General features: G+C 56.2%; 9 protein-coding genes and 4 pseudogenes. 6 read left to right on the forward strand and 7 right to left on the reverse strand.

The window, feature by feature from the left end:
- Positions 1 to 142: 142 nt before the first annotated feature.
- Positions 143 to 678, reverse strand: a pseudogene (locus G5S42_RS40370) (IS110 family RNA-guided transposase); the annotation flags it as partial.
- Between the two features lie 70 nt (positions 679 to 748).
- Here G5S42_RS40370 and G5S42_RS40375 point away from each other — a divergent pair.
- From G5S42_RS40375 to G5S42_RS40390, 4 genes are all read left to right on the forward strand, one after another.
- Positions 749 to 1,774: an IS110 family RNA-guided transposase gene (locus G5S42_RS40375; protein WP_176112155.1), complete on the forward strand. Its 1,026-nt coding sequence runs from the start codon at positions 749 to 751 to the stop codon at positions 1,772 to 1,774.
- A gap of 364 nt (positions 1,775 to 2,138) precedes the next feature.
- Positions 2,139 to 3,092, forward strand: a complete 954-nt coding sequence (locus tag G5S42_RS40380) for an IS5 family transposase (protein ID WP_176112269.1) — start codon at positions 2,139 to 2,141, stop codon at positions 3,090 to 3,092.
- Positions 3,093 to 4,044: 952 nt separating this feature from the next.
- Positions 4,045 to 4,407: a DUF3892 domain-containing protein gene (locus G5S42_RS40385; RefSeq protein WP_176112270.1), complete on the forward strand. Its 363-nt coding sequence runs from the start codon at positions 4,045 to 4,047 to the stop codon at positions 4,405 to 4,407.
- A 1,454-nt stretch (positions 4,408 to 5,861) separates the two neighbouring features.
- Positions 5,862 to 6,149 (forward strand): DUF3892 domain-containing protein, encoded by a 288-nt coding sequence (locus G5S42_RS40390; protein ID WP_176112508.1) that lies wholly within the window; start codon positions 5,862 to 5,864, stop codon positions 6,147 to 6,149.
- A 341-nt stretch (positions 6,150 to 6,490) separates the two neighbouring features.
- Here G5S42_RS40390 and G5S42_RS40395 read toward each other — a convergent pair whose 3' ends face one another.
- On the reverse strand, positions 6,491 to 6,751 hold the full coding sequence (locus G5S42_RS40395; RefSeq protein WP_013094604.1) for a hypothetical protein: 261 nt from the start codon (positions 6,749 to 6,751) through the stop codon (positions 6,491 to 6,493).
- 346 nt (positions 6,752 to 7,097) lie between these two features.
- Positions 7,098 to 8,195, reverse strand: coding sequence for an IS5 family transposase (locus G5S42_RS40400; RefSeq protein ID WP_176112271.1), 1,098 nt, complete (start codon positions 8,193 to 8,195; stop codon positions 7,098 to 7,100).
- 183 nt (positions 8,196 to 8,378) lie between these two features.
- On the opposite strand from G5S42_RS40400, the pseudogene G5S42_RS40405 reads away from it, so the two are divergent.
- Positions 8,379 to 9,700 (forward strand): annotated as a pseudogene (locus tag G5S42_RS40405) (IS5 family transposase).
- A gap of 565 nt (positions 9,701 to 10,265) precedes the next feature.
- Here G5S42_RS40405 and G5S42_RS40410 read toward each other — a convergent pair.
- From G5S42_RS40410 to G5S42_RS40420, 4 genes and pseudogenes are all read right to left on the reverse strand, one after another.
- Positions 10,266 to 12,497 (reverse strand): S9 family peptidase, encoded by a 2,232-nt coding sequence (locus G5S42_RS40410; RefSeq protein WP_246392504.1) that lies wholly within the window; start codon positions 12,495 to 12,497, stop codon positions 10,266 to 10,268.
- 352 nt (positions 12,498 to 12,849) lie between these two features.
- Positions 12,850 to 13,035, reverse strand: coding sequence for an integrase core domain-containing protein (locus G5S42_RS44815; RefSeq protein ID WP_312883717.1), 186 nt, complete (start codon positions 13,033 to 13,035; stop codon positions 12,850 to 12,852).
- A gap of 45 nt (positions 13,036 to 13,080) precedes the next feature.
- A pseudogene (locus tag G5S42_RS44820) lies at positions 13,081 to 13,428 on the reverse strand (transposase); the annotation flags it as partial.
- A 335-nt stretch (positions 13,429 to 13,763) separates the two neighbouring features.
- A pseudogene (locus tag G5S42_RS40420) lies at positions 13,764 to 14,078 on the reverse strand (IS21 family transposase); the annotation flags it as partial.
- Here G5S42_RS40420 and G5S42_RS40425 point away from each other — a divergent pair.
- Positions 14,025 to 14,186, forward strand: a complete 162-nt coding sequence (locus G5S42_RS40425; protein WP_176112028.1) for a hypothetical protein — start codon at positions 14,025 to 14,027, stop codon at positions 14,184 to 14,186. The pseudogene G5S42_RS40420 and the gene G5S42_RS40425 sit on opposite strands and share 54 nt — an antisense overlap.
- The last annotated feature ends 595 nt before the right edge of the window (positions 14,187 to 14,781 follow it).

A 14,781-nucleotide genomic window follows, 5' to 3' on the forward strand; every position in this document is an offset into this window, starting at 1 on the left:
GAGGTGTGGGTCAGCGGATTTCATCGGGGCCTGCAGCATCGAAGCTGCATCAAGGGCCGGATATAAAGGCGCAGCCGTCTCATCCGTCACAGCGTGCGAAAGCCTTCGCAAAATGGGAGGCGTCCATATAGAGTCATACTGACTTGCTGATGCCTAACAGGTTCACCTTGCCGCCCGAGCCCGACTGCTTCGGTACCAAACCGATATACGCGGCAAACTCTCGGCCTGATCGGAATACCCTGGCGTCTCCCATCGTGGCGACTGCTGCCGTGGCGGTTAGTAGCCCAACGCCCGGTATTTCCGCAATGGCCTGGCATCCCTTGTCTCGCCTCATCCACACCTTGAGTCGTTGCTCGATCTTGTCGATCTGTTGATCCAGCTTTGTTAGATCGCTGTACCGTTCGCGCAACGTCTCAATCAGCATCGCGGGCAATCGGTCGGCCAGTTTCTCCAGCACGTCAGGCATCCCTTTATCCAAAGCCGCACGACTCGCGCCCATAACCTCGCCGTACTCGGTCAGCAAGCCACGCAGCGCGTTGATCTGCATGGTGCGGATCTTGACCAACTGCTGCCGCACTCGGTGCATGGCCAGCACTGCCTACTGGTCTTCCGTCTGACCGCGACTGCCTTGCAAGGTTGCTGCACCGCCAGCCAGATTGCTTTGGCATCCGCTGCATCGTAATGGGATGGTCCTCCCCACCTGACAGTGGGTTACGCTGTATCGGCTCGTTCAACCGGAGGCAATGCCATGCAAGACGTAACAGTCATTGGAATCGATCTCGGCAAACGTTCGTTTCACCTACACGGCCAGGACAAGTCTGGTAAGGCTGTGTTCCGCAAGAAGGTATCGCGACAGCAGCTGATCGAATTTCTAAGTAACTTTCACGCTTGCACGGTAGTTATGGAAGCCTGCGCCGGCGCCCACTTCATGGCACGCAAACTTGCAACCTTCGGGCACCAGATCAAGCTCATCTCACCGCAGTTCGTTCGCCCATTCGTAAAATCAAACAAGAACGATTTTGTTGACGCCGAGGCAATCTGCGAAGCTGCCTCACGGCCGGCCATGCGATTTGTTACTCCGAGGACGGAATCGCAGCAGACGCTGTCCGCACTACACCGGGTACGCGATTCACTGATTCGCGATCGCGTATGCACAACGAACCAGTTACATGCCTTCCTGCTTGAGTTCGGCATCAGCCTGCCGATTGGCAACGCGGTCGTCAGGCGACTCCCGGCCCTGCTCGCTGAACACTCATTGCCACCGCGTCTGGTTACCATTCTCGAACGCTTACATACCCACTACAAGTATCTTGCGCAACAGATCGCGGAGCTCGACAGGGAAATTGCACAGCAACTCGCCGACGACGACCTCGGCCGGCGTCTGTTGACGATCCCTGGGGTCGGCCCGATCACCGCTAGCGTCCTTACAGCAGAGATGGGCGATGGCAAACAATACGCCCGCAGCCGTGATTTCGCGGCCTCGATAGGTCTGGTTCCGCGTCAATACAGTACAGGAGGCCGAGCGAACCTTCTGGGCATCAGTAAAAGAGGCGACAAGAATCTCCGCCGGCTGCTGGTTCAATGCGCGAGAGTGTTCATGCAGAGAATTGACAAGAATTCAGGCCCATTGGTCACGTGGACGCGGCAAATGCTCGCGCGACGACACTCCAATGTTGTGGCCTGCGCATTGGCCAACAAATTCGCGCGAATCGCATGGGCGATCGCAGCGCGCAAGACGAGTTTTAACGCTGGGGCTGCAGCCATGCCCGCATAGCGAGTTTCACACAGCACCAAACAAGTTACCCAACTGGTTTTGCGACCGCTGACACCTGATGACGTGAACGGCACAGTGGCCCGACGAGGAACCCGAAACAAGAATGGGCTCATATGAAGCCGCCATCGTTCTGAGGTTCGTCGGGCGCGACTCTCATCGTGGCGCGGGGAGTGATCCCCTTCAAGACGCCGAATAGATTCACGCAAGCCAACCACAAAATCGGAATCAGCGTTGCAAAAACGGGGAGGACCATAGATTCTTGTTGCCGATGTTGAATGCCTTGACTAGGGAAGGTCTGCAAAAGTCCTGGCGTTGACGTCTCGGTGGACTAACCTGGGAGAAGGCAGGTTTAAGGGGTACCTCGATGACACAGCTTGGTCTTGGTCTGGATCTTTCAACGAAACGCACGCGCAAGCGGGAATTTCTCGATGAGATGAGGCGCGTTGTGCCATGGTCGAGGTTGATTGCGTTGATCGAACCGCACTATCCAAGGGGTAAGACTGGAAGGCCGCCGTTTCCTATTGCGACGATGCTGCAGATCCACTTCATGCAGCAGTGGTTTGGTCTGTCAGACCCGGCGATGGAAGAGGCGCTTTATGACGTGCCGCTGTATCGTGAATTTGCTGGGCTGGACGAGGGTATGACGCGTTTGCCGGACGAGAGCACGATTCTCCGGTTCCGTCACCTTCTCGAAACGCACGGCCTGGCTGCGCAGATGCTAACGCTGGTCAATGAGATCCTGAGCGAGAAAGGCTTGATGCTGAAGGTGGGGTCGGCGGTCGACGCTACCTTGATTTCCGCACCCACTTCGACGAAGAACGGCTCTGGTACACGGGACCCGGAAATGCACCAGACGAAGAAGGGAAATCAATGGTACTTCGGGATGAAAGCGCACGTCGGCGTGGACGCAGAGTCGGGCCTGGTCCACACGGTCATCGGCACAGCCGCCAACGTTCATGACATCAATGCGGCCGAAGCGCTGTTGCACGGCCAGGAAATGGATGTGTACGCTGACGCCGGATATCAGGGTATCGAAAAGCGCTGCCAGGTAAGCGCGGTTCGCTGGCATGTCGCGATGCGACCAGGCAGGCGCAGACAACTGGACCTAACCGATCGGCTGGACGCGATATTCGATCAGATTGAACGCCTGAAGGCCGGCATCCGCGCCAAGGTTGAACATCCGTTCCGCGTCCTCAAACAGCAGTTTGGCTATACGAAGACCCGGTACCGGGGGTTGATGAAGAACACCGCCCAGATCACGACACTATTTGCTCTGGGCAACCTGTGGATGGCACGCAAGGCTTTGTGGAACGCTTGAAACGCTCGCAGATTCAGGCCGCGAATCTCGGCAAACAGTGGTCGTCACGCTTCAAAAAGCCAGGCGACCAACCTGCCAGCAGACTCTCATGGCTGATACGACGCAAGTGGCAAACGGCCAACTCTCTGAACACGAGTTGTGCAGACCTTCCCTAGATATCGATGTCGCGACTTCTTCTATTGTTGTGGATCGCATGAGTCTAGGCCGTGTATGCGTCACTTCTTTTTGCTTATTACGGCCTTCCTTTTGAAATCTTAACCGCAGCGCGCGTCCGGCTCGATCCCCCCAGCGCCCATCCATTGGAGAATCTGCATGAAAAGCCTGGCGGGTCAGGCCAGGGGTCATAGGATGCCGTTCTTGTCACTTCCTTTTCGATGGTGCTGGGCTAGGCTTTTTTTGGCCTGACTCAGATCCGAACCGGCAACGGATTTCTGTGCCGGCGTGCTCTACTTGTTCGACAGCTGCTTGCTTGCCAGTGACGCGTCTTTCTTACCCGGAGCCATAACCAACTCCCGTAGATGGTTGTCTGTGCACTGCTCAGGTAATGTAGGATGATTTAAACGGCTTCCGCGACTAGCGTTCATCCGCCACCTCCACGCCGCGCTCAGCGAAGCTTTTTCGGCGCACACGAATATGCGCGAAATCTGGAAGGGTGCAACGGACAGAACGGTCGGCGAGGTCCCGGGCGGGCAAGTCATCGACAGCTGATCGCGACCGAGTTTCGATGCCGCACGGTGCAACAGTTCCCGGTGTACCAGCCTCGTCAGCATCGTGCTGACTATTCCGTATTTAAAATCTGATTTTGCAGAAAGCATTGAAAATCATTTTTCTTTTCGTTCATGCGGCTATGTTTGATGCACGCTAACGCATATCAAGTAAACCTCGGTTGCACCTGCAGTTCCATATCATTGATCATACAATATCAAACTCCATCATAAAGATTGGAGGTTTTATGGCAATGCGTATTGAGGTTTTCTGCATCAGCAAGACAAATAAGGAGAGTAGGCACGAGGCCATTTCGCATATCGGCGGAAAGAATGCCGACGGGAGTCGGTGGAAGATCAGCGAAAAAGACGCGGTTAAGGGGATTGAGACGGGTAAGTGGAATTTCTATGTTGGCGGAGATGGCCAGACTGCTGATGTGCTCGTCTGGCAAACCCCGCAAGGCCACAAATTCCTCAGGACCGGGCGCGACTTGACCACTGCGGACGATCTTCTCAGCCTGCCCGAGTGCCCAATAAATGCCTCTCCTTGTTTCCAATTACGGGAGTTTCCCGTATCGGTCAGCGCCGCGCCGTCTAGTCTGCGGCGCTAAATACCGCGGACGTAAAGGAGTCAGGCCGATAAAGCCGCGATCGCGGTGCACAGGCCAGAAATGGCGTCTGCACCGGCGGCTTCGGTTCGCGGCGGATCGGCTATCAGCGTGCACGTGACGCTGTCTCGCAACACCGCAAAGGAGGCGTGAAACGCCGCATCCCCACCTCGACGGTTTCCGCCAGTCACCCTCCGCGACCCTTTCTTTTCCCTCTCCGGTTACCCTGTTTTTTTCGGTTACCCTCCTTATCTGGCGAGGGTTTGCCGGTGACCGAAGGCTTTTCTGGCGGGTTACGTAACTGATCATCAGTTACCTCGAAACCCGATGCAGGGGGTATGCCTAAATTGGGCACACCCCCAAGGTTTCCGCCACGGGCCAATCAGCGCAATTTTGCGCGCATCCGCTCGACGAAGGCTGCGCCGCCGTACCACTCCTGCGACTCGGGATCGAGCTCATCGAATAGCGCCAGCGCCAGCGCGAATTCCTCGCGGGTCGGCGGGCTCCAATACCTAGGAAAATGGGCGCGGTCAGTGGCTTAAATCGACTTCCGCGCAGGTTGGGCGGCAACGGGTTGATATTAACTTCGCGCATTTTTCACTCCTTTGGATAGCGTCGGCGCGCTTTTCCCAATCTGACTCTGCTGCATGCTTTTCCTGTAGTCGAGGAAACCGCAAACTACCATGGAATTGCGGCGAGACGATGCGACGCCTTGACGCCGACGAAAACGTGTGAATTGAACTCACCCCTGGGGGCTCTAACTCGAGCGGCTCCTCGATGGCCGGCGCCAACCGTGTCGGAGGCGTTGCTCTTGCCGACGCATAACCGACGGATCGTCGGTTTTGGACGGCGCGGCCAGGCCGTTTCGGGCTGCGTTTTTCTCTGCACGCACCCCCGCGGCACTGACAAAACTGACAGAAGCCCGTTCGATGCGGGTCCGCTTTAGCCATCTGGAAACTGCGCAAATCCCTCCAGATAGGTTTCCTTCACGTTCGTAGAAAACATAGTCGCTCGTTACTCCCATGCAGTGCGACCAGGTGGTCATACCGCATCAAAGGGTGCATCACTTTGACAATCCCTTTTTGCAATGCGGCATCAACCGAATAGGCCGGGGCGTCGCGAGCATCCGATCCGATAGTGCGCGCGGTCGACGACGGCGCTGTTCGAAATAATCTTTCATCAGCCCTGCAATTGGGGCGCGTTTCACGACCCCCGGTGAAAATGACCCGAATCGTCGACACCACCGATTCGGTGGCTCCGGAGAAATCGGTTGGCGAGCCTCGCGGGTCGGCTTTCAAGTCTTATTTCTCGGAAGGATTGAAATAACTTGTGTTTTAGTAAATCTAGATCCGTTTGATCTGCGCCAATACATATCGCATAAATCACGGGTAAACGTGAAATTCCTTAATATGATGGATTGTGCAATATCAAGCTCCATCATAAAGAGCGAGGGTTTTATGGCGCAGCGTATTCAGGTTCTCTGCATCAGGAAGACAAAAAAGCAGAGTAGGCACGAGGCCATTTCGCATATCGGCGGAAAGAACCCCGACGGGAGCCGGTGGAAGATCAGCGAGAAAGACGCTATTAACGGGATTGAGACGGGTAGGTGGAGCTTCTATGTTGTCCGAGGTGGCCAGACTGCTGATGTGCTCGTCTGGCAAACCCCGCAAGGCCAAAAATTCCTCAGGACGGGGCACGACGTGACCACTGCGGACAACCTTCTCAGCCTGCCCCAGTGCCGGTAAATGCTTTTCTTTGAGCATGGCGAATTCGACGGGCCGGCCACCGCCTTGAGGCGTCTTGGCCAACTCGCGTTTCAAACGCGAGTGGATTAAGCGGGGAAATCTCATTTATTGTCGAGACCCTCACTTTGGGGCCCTCGTTTCGTTCAACATGGCGATTTCCGTCGACGAAGACGGAGCGGGACGGAAATCGTTGCCGTAGGGGTGTCCGCCGTGGTTTCACGCCTCGCAGCGATCGATTTTGTCCGGCTTGCCGAAAGGGCGAGCCAGTCGTTTGGCTTGGTCAGATTTAAAATCCGGGCAAGGCGCGCTGCAGACCTGGCTGGAGAGTTGCGAATTGAAAATTACTCGCCTTCCAGCGGATCGCGTTCACCGAGTGCCTCGTCAATTAGCCGTCTGACTCGTCGCATGGCTTCGCCGACGGCCGCAGTTGCGGGGTGCACCGAGTGGTAATGCTCCGGTTTTGCGAGCGGCGCGCCGGTGCGCACGTCGTCCCGGTGGGAAAAGATGCGCTCGACAAGCAGGGTGACATTGGAGCCGCCGCGTACGTCGTCGCGCGCTGTCACCGTGATGCTGAAGCCTCGGTGCGTCTGTCTATCGAACATGTCATGTCTCGGCGGTACAAGCGATAGGTCAAGTCTAGCTCAGTGGGTATCTGGTTCTTCGCGCGACCCGGGCTCCCAAAGTGTGTGCCTAGGTCTCGGCCGCACTGAGTCGTGCAGCATCCGTCAGCCCCTGACAAGCCGAACTGCCGGCAGACCGTCTCGGATATTTTGCGCAAGCGGGATGACGACTAGCAGGATGCGGAAATACCCCCGCCCGGAATCGGCCTTCCACGATTTGAGCGCCCACCGTCGCTAAATCTTTCGCATTGTGCAATTTCAACGCGCATCAACCTTTTTAAAGCACTGTGAGGCCGGCTTCTGGCCTCATTGCCGCCTTTTCCAGCCACTATGGGCGGATTTGTGCCAGGGATCGCATGCGCACGAGGTTATAGGCCGTCATGTTCAACACGAACATCTGGTCCACCTTCTTCAAGCCGCGCACCATCACCTGGCGCATGCGCCCTACGGTCTTGGCCCAGCCGAAACCTTGTTCGATCAACTTCCGCTTTTGCTGCGAAATGGCGTAGCCCGCGCTCGAGGCAATCGTATCGGGCACTGCCGAACGTCGCCCCGAGGCGTTTTGCGCAACGTGCGGTGTGACCTTCATCTGTTGGCACGCCTCGATGAATTCCTGAGCGTTGTAACCCTTGTCTGCACCCAACGTAATTTCTACGTTCGGATCCTCTGCCGCTTGCCGCGCGTCGTGGATCATGATCTTGGCGGCTTCACGCTCTGCATGCCCGTCGGCGCGTGTCACGCGCGCATTGACCACCAGGCCGTGCCGGTTATCGGTCAGCGTATGGCCCCTGTACCGCAATTCGCTGGCCGTTTTGCCTTTGCGATAGAGCTGCGCATCTGGATCGGTCCTCGACTGATGTGTCTCGTTGCTGCGTTTCTCGCCCTTGAAGTCGCCCGCGCCGCTACCATCGTTGTCCTGATCGTCACCGTTCTTGCGTACGAAGCTCTTGTGTCCGGCCCACGCCTGGATCAACGTGCCGTCCACGCTGAAATGCTCCCCCGAGAGCAGGCACTTCTTCTCGGCGATGGCCACTACGGCGTTGAAGAATTCGATCACGGCATCGTGCTTGATCAGACGCTCCCGGTTCTTCGTGAAGACCGTGGGCACCCACACCTCGTCATCCATGGCCAGGCCGATGAACCAGCGAAACAGCAGGTTGTACTGCACCTGCTCCATGAGTTGGCGCTCCGAGCGGATGCTGTAAAGGATCTGGATCAGCATGGCTCGCAGCAACTTCTCTGGCGCGATGCTCGGCCGTCCACCCTTTATGTCAGCTTCGTACATCCCCGCGAACAGTCGATCCATCTTCGCCAGCGCTTCGTTCGCCATCACGCGGATCGAACGCAACGGATGCGACTTGGGCACGAAGTCGTCGAGCTTGCGTACGGAAAACAAACTCTCGGTGAACGTGTCGGCGCCGCGCATGATCTCCAGTGGGCAAGTGGTGGTTCATCTATCAACGCTTCACGAACTCTGCGCGATGACGTGTTTCAGCGGTACTTCAGCAACCTGTTAAGCGTTGGGGGTTTCCGGCGGAAATCGTGTTGTTGGAATTGCAGAGACCTGGCATATTGCTGGGTATAGCCTGCAAATTCTGACGAGGTTTAGATGGGTCCGAAGGCGCCTGTAACGGAGAAGGATTTGTTCCGGCATCCACTGCGCGAACAGATCAATCTCAAGCATCCACTGGTACGGCTGGCCGAGCTGATCAATTGGGAGCGGCTCAGTGCATCGATGAGCGCGAGTTTCGTTTCGGGTAAAGGCAGACCTGCGAGTTCGCCTCGACTGATCGCTGGTCTGCTGTATCTGCAGCACGCCTTCGACCTCTCGGACGAGGATGTTGTGTGGCAATGGGTTTAGAACCCGTACTGGCAGGTTTTTACGGGCGAGACGTACTTGCAGGCCGAACCGCCGATCGATCCGTCCAGCCTCACGCGATGGCGCAAACGGTTGGGAGAAGCCGGTGTCGAGGAGTTGCTCGCCGAGACGATCGACGCGGCGAAGCGTGCCGGAGTGATCAAGGCGTCGAGCGCGAAACGCGTAATCGTTGATACGACCGTGATGCCCAAGGCGATCGCACATCCGACTGACTCGCGACTGCTGGAGCGCTGTCGTGAACACCTCGTGAAGGCAGCTGCGCGGCACGGCCTGAAACTGCGTCAGAACTACAACCGCGAAGCACCACGCCCGCCACCCAGATCAGCCGCTACGCGCACGCGAAGCAGTACCGGCGGATGAGCAAGGCAGTGCGCACCCTGCGCTCGCGTGTCGGCCGCGTCATGCGCGATGTCCAACGGCAACTCGACACGGTGGTTGATAACAGGCGAGCTGAGCTGCAGGAACTGATTGCCCGCACGAAGCGAATCCTGACGCAGAAGACGAAGGACAAAAATAAGCTGTATGCGCTGCACGCGCCGGAAGTCGAGTGCCTGGCCAAGGGTAAGGCGCGCACGCCATACGAGTTTGGCGTCAAGGTGTCGATCACGACGACACACCGGGAAGGGCTGTTGGTGGGTGCCCGCTCGATGCCGGGCAATCCGTACGATGGACATACGCTGGAAGAAGCGCTGGAGCAGGCAGCGATTCTCAGCGATGTCAAACCTGAAATCGCGATCGTCGACCGTGGTTACCGGGGCGCTGAGCCAGACGGGGTGAAGGTCTACCATCCCGGCCTGCGACGCGGCATCACGCGCACGTTGCGCGCCATGATCCGGCGGCGCAGCGCGATTGAACCAGCGATCGGTCATATGAAGGCCGACGGCAAACTCGACCGGAACTGGCTCAAGGGCGCGCTCGGGGATGCGATCAACGCAGTGCTATGTGGTGCCGGCCACAACCTGCGCATGATCCTCAGAAAGCTGCGGCGTTTTTACGTCCTTGTACTTGTCGCATTGCTCAACCGCTCCGCGGCTTCCGCTTCGACACCATGAACGGCGTCGTCGCCGAAAACGAATTATTCAGGCCCGACTCGCTAGCGGGGCCAAACTGACCAGCGTGCGCGACAACCTGCGCCATGCATCGATCGCGACGACATCGATGTACCTGCACGGCGACGAAATCCAGCGTGCGAGGGATATGGATCAGGCCTTTGCCGCCCGAAAATAGCCGCTAACCTATTGAATCGAAGGATTTCGGAAAAATCGGCGGTTCCAGCTTATAACCCCTACAAGCGAATGATCTCGTTGGCATCCCAATGGCCGTGCCACTTTCAATCCTCAGGTCCAAGACCGCTGAGGCGAGAAATTTTTCAAGCGCCAGAGCGAGTACGATCGCCAACGCGCAACGGCATTGACCCCACTGCTTTCGGCGTAGCGCCTGAACGACGGCGACGCTCAGCGACCGGCGATGACACTGCGCCGGTCTCCCACACGAATCTTGCGGGCTTGCATTCAACGAAGGCAAACAATAGCAGTCCTGAGCCCAACGTAAACGATTGAATGTGACTATAGAAAAATCCTACGAACTCAATGTCACGGCGATCAGTATAAAGGATCATCAACTCGACGGAAAATGCGTCGATGTGGCATTCCAATTAGGCGGGTCTTGCCCGAAAACATTGCGAACGAAGAAATCCATGAGCTTACGCTCGGTGAAGATACCGGGGGCTCCATGATCAGCACCAGGCACATAGACCATTTCGAATTCCTTTCCCGCCTTAATGAGACTGTCGGCGAGCGCAAAGGTGGAGGCCGGATCGACATTGTGGTCCATTTCGCCCACGACAAGCATAAGTTTGCCGCGCAGATTGTCGGCATTGTCGATGGCGGAGGACTGTGAGTATTCGATGCCGACGGGCCAGCCCATCCACTGTTCGTTCCACCATATCTTGTCCATACGGTTGTCATAGCAGCCGCTGTTGGCTACCGCAACCTTATAGAAGTCCGAATGGAATAGCAGTGCATTAATGGCGTTCTGGCCGCCAGCTGATGTACCGAAGATTCCCAAATTCGAGATGTCGTACCAGGGATATACAGAGGCAGCCGCCTTATGCCACAGAATGCGATCGGGATGGCCTGCATCTTTCAGATTCTTCCACGCGACGTCATGGAAAAGGCGTGAACGGTTGTTAGTGCCCATTCCGTCGATTTGCACAACGATAAAACCTAACTGGGTAAGGGGCTCTGTTGTGGTTGTGAATGACTTTGGGACGTGAGAGCCTTGCGGGCCGGCATATATATGCTCCACCACAGGATACTTCAGATGTGGATCGAATCTATCTGGTAGATGAATGATTCCCCAAATATCGGTCTTACCATCGCGCCCTTTGGCAACAAAATTGATTGGTGCTCTCCATCCATTAGATTCGAGTTGGGAGATGTCGGTGCTCTCGATCTGCATCAGTTTAGCGTTGTCGCTAGACCGGAAAAGCGCCATGCGTGGGGGAAGGTCGATACGCGACCAGAGGTCGACGTAGAATCTACCGTCCGGAGAAAACTCGATGTGATGATTGGCCGGTTCTGGCGTAAGTGATGTCAGCCCCTTTCCGTCGAAGCCAATTCGGTAGGCATGAACGAAATATGGGTCCTCACCGAAATTCATTCCGCTTGCTTCAAACCAGATTTCCCTTCTGACTGGATCGATGTGGGCCACCCCGCGGACAATCCAGTCACCTTTGGTGATTTGGTTTTCTAAAACACCGGTACGGCCATTAAAGAGGTACAGATGTTCAAATCCATCGCGCTCGGATGCCCAGATAATTTCCTCTCCATCATTAACATTGTAACGAAAGTGTTTTCCGGCACTTCTTTGGTTATTTCTTAAATCTCTATAATCGACGAACGTGGAGCTGACCTCATCGATCAAAGAGCGCGTACGGCCGGTGGCTGCCTCCACCTCGATTACTCGGTAGAGCTGATGGCCGCGTTGGTTGTACTCAAATGTAAAGCCTCTCCCATCCTTCCACCAATTAATTTGGGAAAGCACAAAAGGATTCGGGAACAAGGCATTGTCGATATTGACCGTGCGCTTGTTGACTATGTCGAATAGTACCGGTTGCGGTCGCGGAAGAATATCTCCCGCTTTGGGATACGCTAATGGCTCATACCTGGCTTGATGGTTTGTTGCTGAGGAATTGACAAGCATGATTTGACGCGGTTGGCCGACGGCTGCACGGTAACCTGCGAGGTGATGCGAGTCAGGGGACCACTTTAGGGATGAGAAGACGTAATTGTTCGCTTCTGTCCCGTCCGAACTTAGCGGTACATTTACTGACCCGTCCTTACTCATTAGAAAGACGTTGTAGTTTTTGATATATGCTTTCCACTTGCCGTCCGGTGAATCGCTTGTTATTCGACTATCGCTTTCAGCCGTTGGCGTGAAGTCGTTATGAAATGACAAGATTTCGCCCTGAGAGATCCTAGTGCAGATGTAGCTTGAAAGATCACAACTCCACTGAACGGAATCAATGGAGAACAGCAACTGGTTGCCGTCTTGTCCGATTTCGAAGCGGCCAAAGGGCAGCGAAGTGCCTCGGAAATTGGAGGAGGCCGCCTTACTTAATGCTTCGGCAAGGCGACTATGATCGAAAGCCTGTTGCTTCTTCCCAGTTTTGACATTGAATTTAATGAACTGGCGCTCGCCATGTGTCGTCCGTCGGTAGGCAAAGGTCTCGGGCGAAAGCCAGAAAGGGGGGGTATCGACGAAATTGACAATTTTATCCGAGTATTGATAACGAACTGTGAGAGCCCGCTGAAAGTCTGAGGGGGTAAGAGCAAAGGGGGGGGGCATGGTTCCGTTCCCTTGGTTGTCAGCAGCCGATAGCAACGTGCAGTAGGAAACTAGAATCAGAAAGATGGTGACAATTTTGTTGCATGAATGTTTGGCCTTGAGTATGTAGGTTACGTCGTCGGCCTACCTTGGAGCAATTTTTATGCCATCAGTGAATGCGAGTGGGTATGATCAGTGTCCGCTGATCGCAAGCGAGGCGACCGGTGAGGTTCTGTCGCGATAACGGGAAGTAGAGTGGCCGGTCTTGGAAACTGCAAGTCGGCAGATGAATAAGCCAGCGAAGACGCCGCGACAGGTGGCCTCGTTCGTTCAGACAGGATCCGCGAGTTTTTAAGTGGAATCGCTGAGGCAATCAGGCTGCCGATTTTATCGCTGGCAGCGTGGCGAAGTATGCTTCATCCAGTGTCTGGCCGGCCAGCCTGGCATCAGGCCGGTTCTGGTTATACCCGTTCAAGTAATCGCCGATTGAGCTGCGGGCGTGGCTGACCGAGTCATAGGCTTTCAGATAGACCTCTTCATATTTGACGCTGCGCCACACGCGATTGGTAATAGGCGCTCGCCCGGCTGATGCCTACCAGCCGCCACGATCAATCCTCGCCTTACGCCCAGCAATCCCGGCCTTGCTGAGCGCGCTTTCTAAAAAATCATTCTCCAGCGTTAACTGCCCGATCTTCGCGTGCAGTACCTTCACGTCGACTGGCGGTGCCGCTGGCGCCGAGTTGCCCGCTTCGAACACATCGGCAACCCGCTCCTGCAGTTGCTTCTTCCAGTCCGTGATCTGATTCGGATGGACATCAAACTGCTGGGCCAGCTCTGCCAGCGTCTTGTCGCCCTTGAGCGCCGCGAGTGCCACCTTTGCCTTGAACGCTGCTGAGTGTGTCCGTCGGTATCGTTTCGTTGCGTCATCTTCTGGTTCCTTGTTGCCGCCCATTATGACCGACTCACGCCCCTGCTTTTCCACTCAACGAACTGTCCGAATTCTCGGCGCCACCTCTGTTTGTCCGCAACCCAACATTTCCTACAACCGTCGGCCCGATTGGCGGAAATGCGTCACTGCACACGGAGATGGCCAGCCCCCGTTGACTAAGTCGTGCTCGTATGCAGCGCCAGCGACCTTGAGCCGTACGTCTACCTCGTGCACAGGCTCACTGAATGGCCACCGCGCAACCTGCTGCGATTTGTCCGAACGCGTACCGCTCCGCATCTCAAAACTCGCACCATCGCGGGCATTGAATTCGACTGCGGCCCAACGGGGTAGTTGTCGTTCGCATGAAGCTTCCCTGCCAGTACGGCCCCACGCCGTGCAGGCCCGCGAGCTCAAGCAGGCTGACCATCGTCTTGCATGCGTCGCGTTGTGACAGGCGGGCATCGCGTTGCTCCCACGTTCTGCGGTAAGCCTCACGCGGGAACAGTGCGTCACGAAACGCGAGCCCCTTGAATGCCTGGGATTTGCGCTTCAGGGCGTCAATGAAGTGGCGGTAATCGAGCGCGTGGCGGTTCGTGCGCACGTGAGTCCCGAGCGGTGCTGTGGACCAGCACGCCGGACAGGTAACAGTCGAGCCGATCGCCGTAGATGCGCACGCTTACCTGAACGGGTATAACCAGAACCGGCCTGATGCCAGGCTGGCCGACCAGACACTGGATGAAGCATACTTCGCCACGCTGCCAGCGATAAAATCGGCAGCCTGATTGCCTCAGCGATTCCACTTAAAAACTCGCGGATCCTGTCTGAACGAACGAGGCCACCTGTGATGAACTCGGGCAGCTGTTCCAAGCGGTCGAAGCGCTTAACGGTTACCTGCTTGACGGACGGCCGTCCCGATTGGACATGATGCTCCAGGATGCCGCGGGATTTATTCATGGCTGGTTCCTAGATCGGAAAGGGCGCCCTGATGTACAGATGGGCTCGTGTCCGGAAGTCGTTGCGGATCTCGTGGGGCGCTGCTAAAGCTCGCTCAATACGACGAGGGTTGGAAAGCGACATTAGAGCGGCGCGCAGGAAGTCTGTCTTGCCTCCCTTGTCCGACTGGCAAGGGAGAAGACAGAAGTTCATCCGAGGGGGAAAATTGCGTCGCGGGGTTGGCTGAAGAAGAAGCTCACATCCCTGGCCAATGTGGAACGCGAACTCCTGTCACTTGGATTCCGCTAGATCTCCGATCGCACACAGTGGGTCGACGCGCAGGCAGTCGAGCGGCTTCTCGTCCGTGCTGGCCAACTCGAACTGCGAGCAAGCCTGGCTGATTGGACACCAGATCCTCGAACGCCTACAACTTCACGTAGACAT

Source organism: Paraburkholderia youngii (assembly GCF_013366925.1).
GTDB classification, from domain to species: Bacteria; Pseudomonadota; Gammaproteobacteria; order Burkholderiales; family Burkholderiaceae; genus Paraburkholderia; species Paraburkholderia youngii.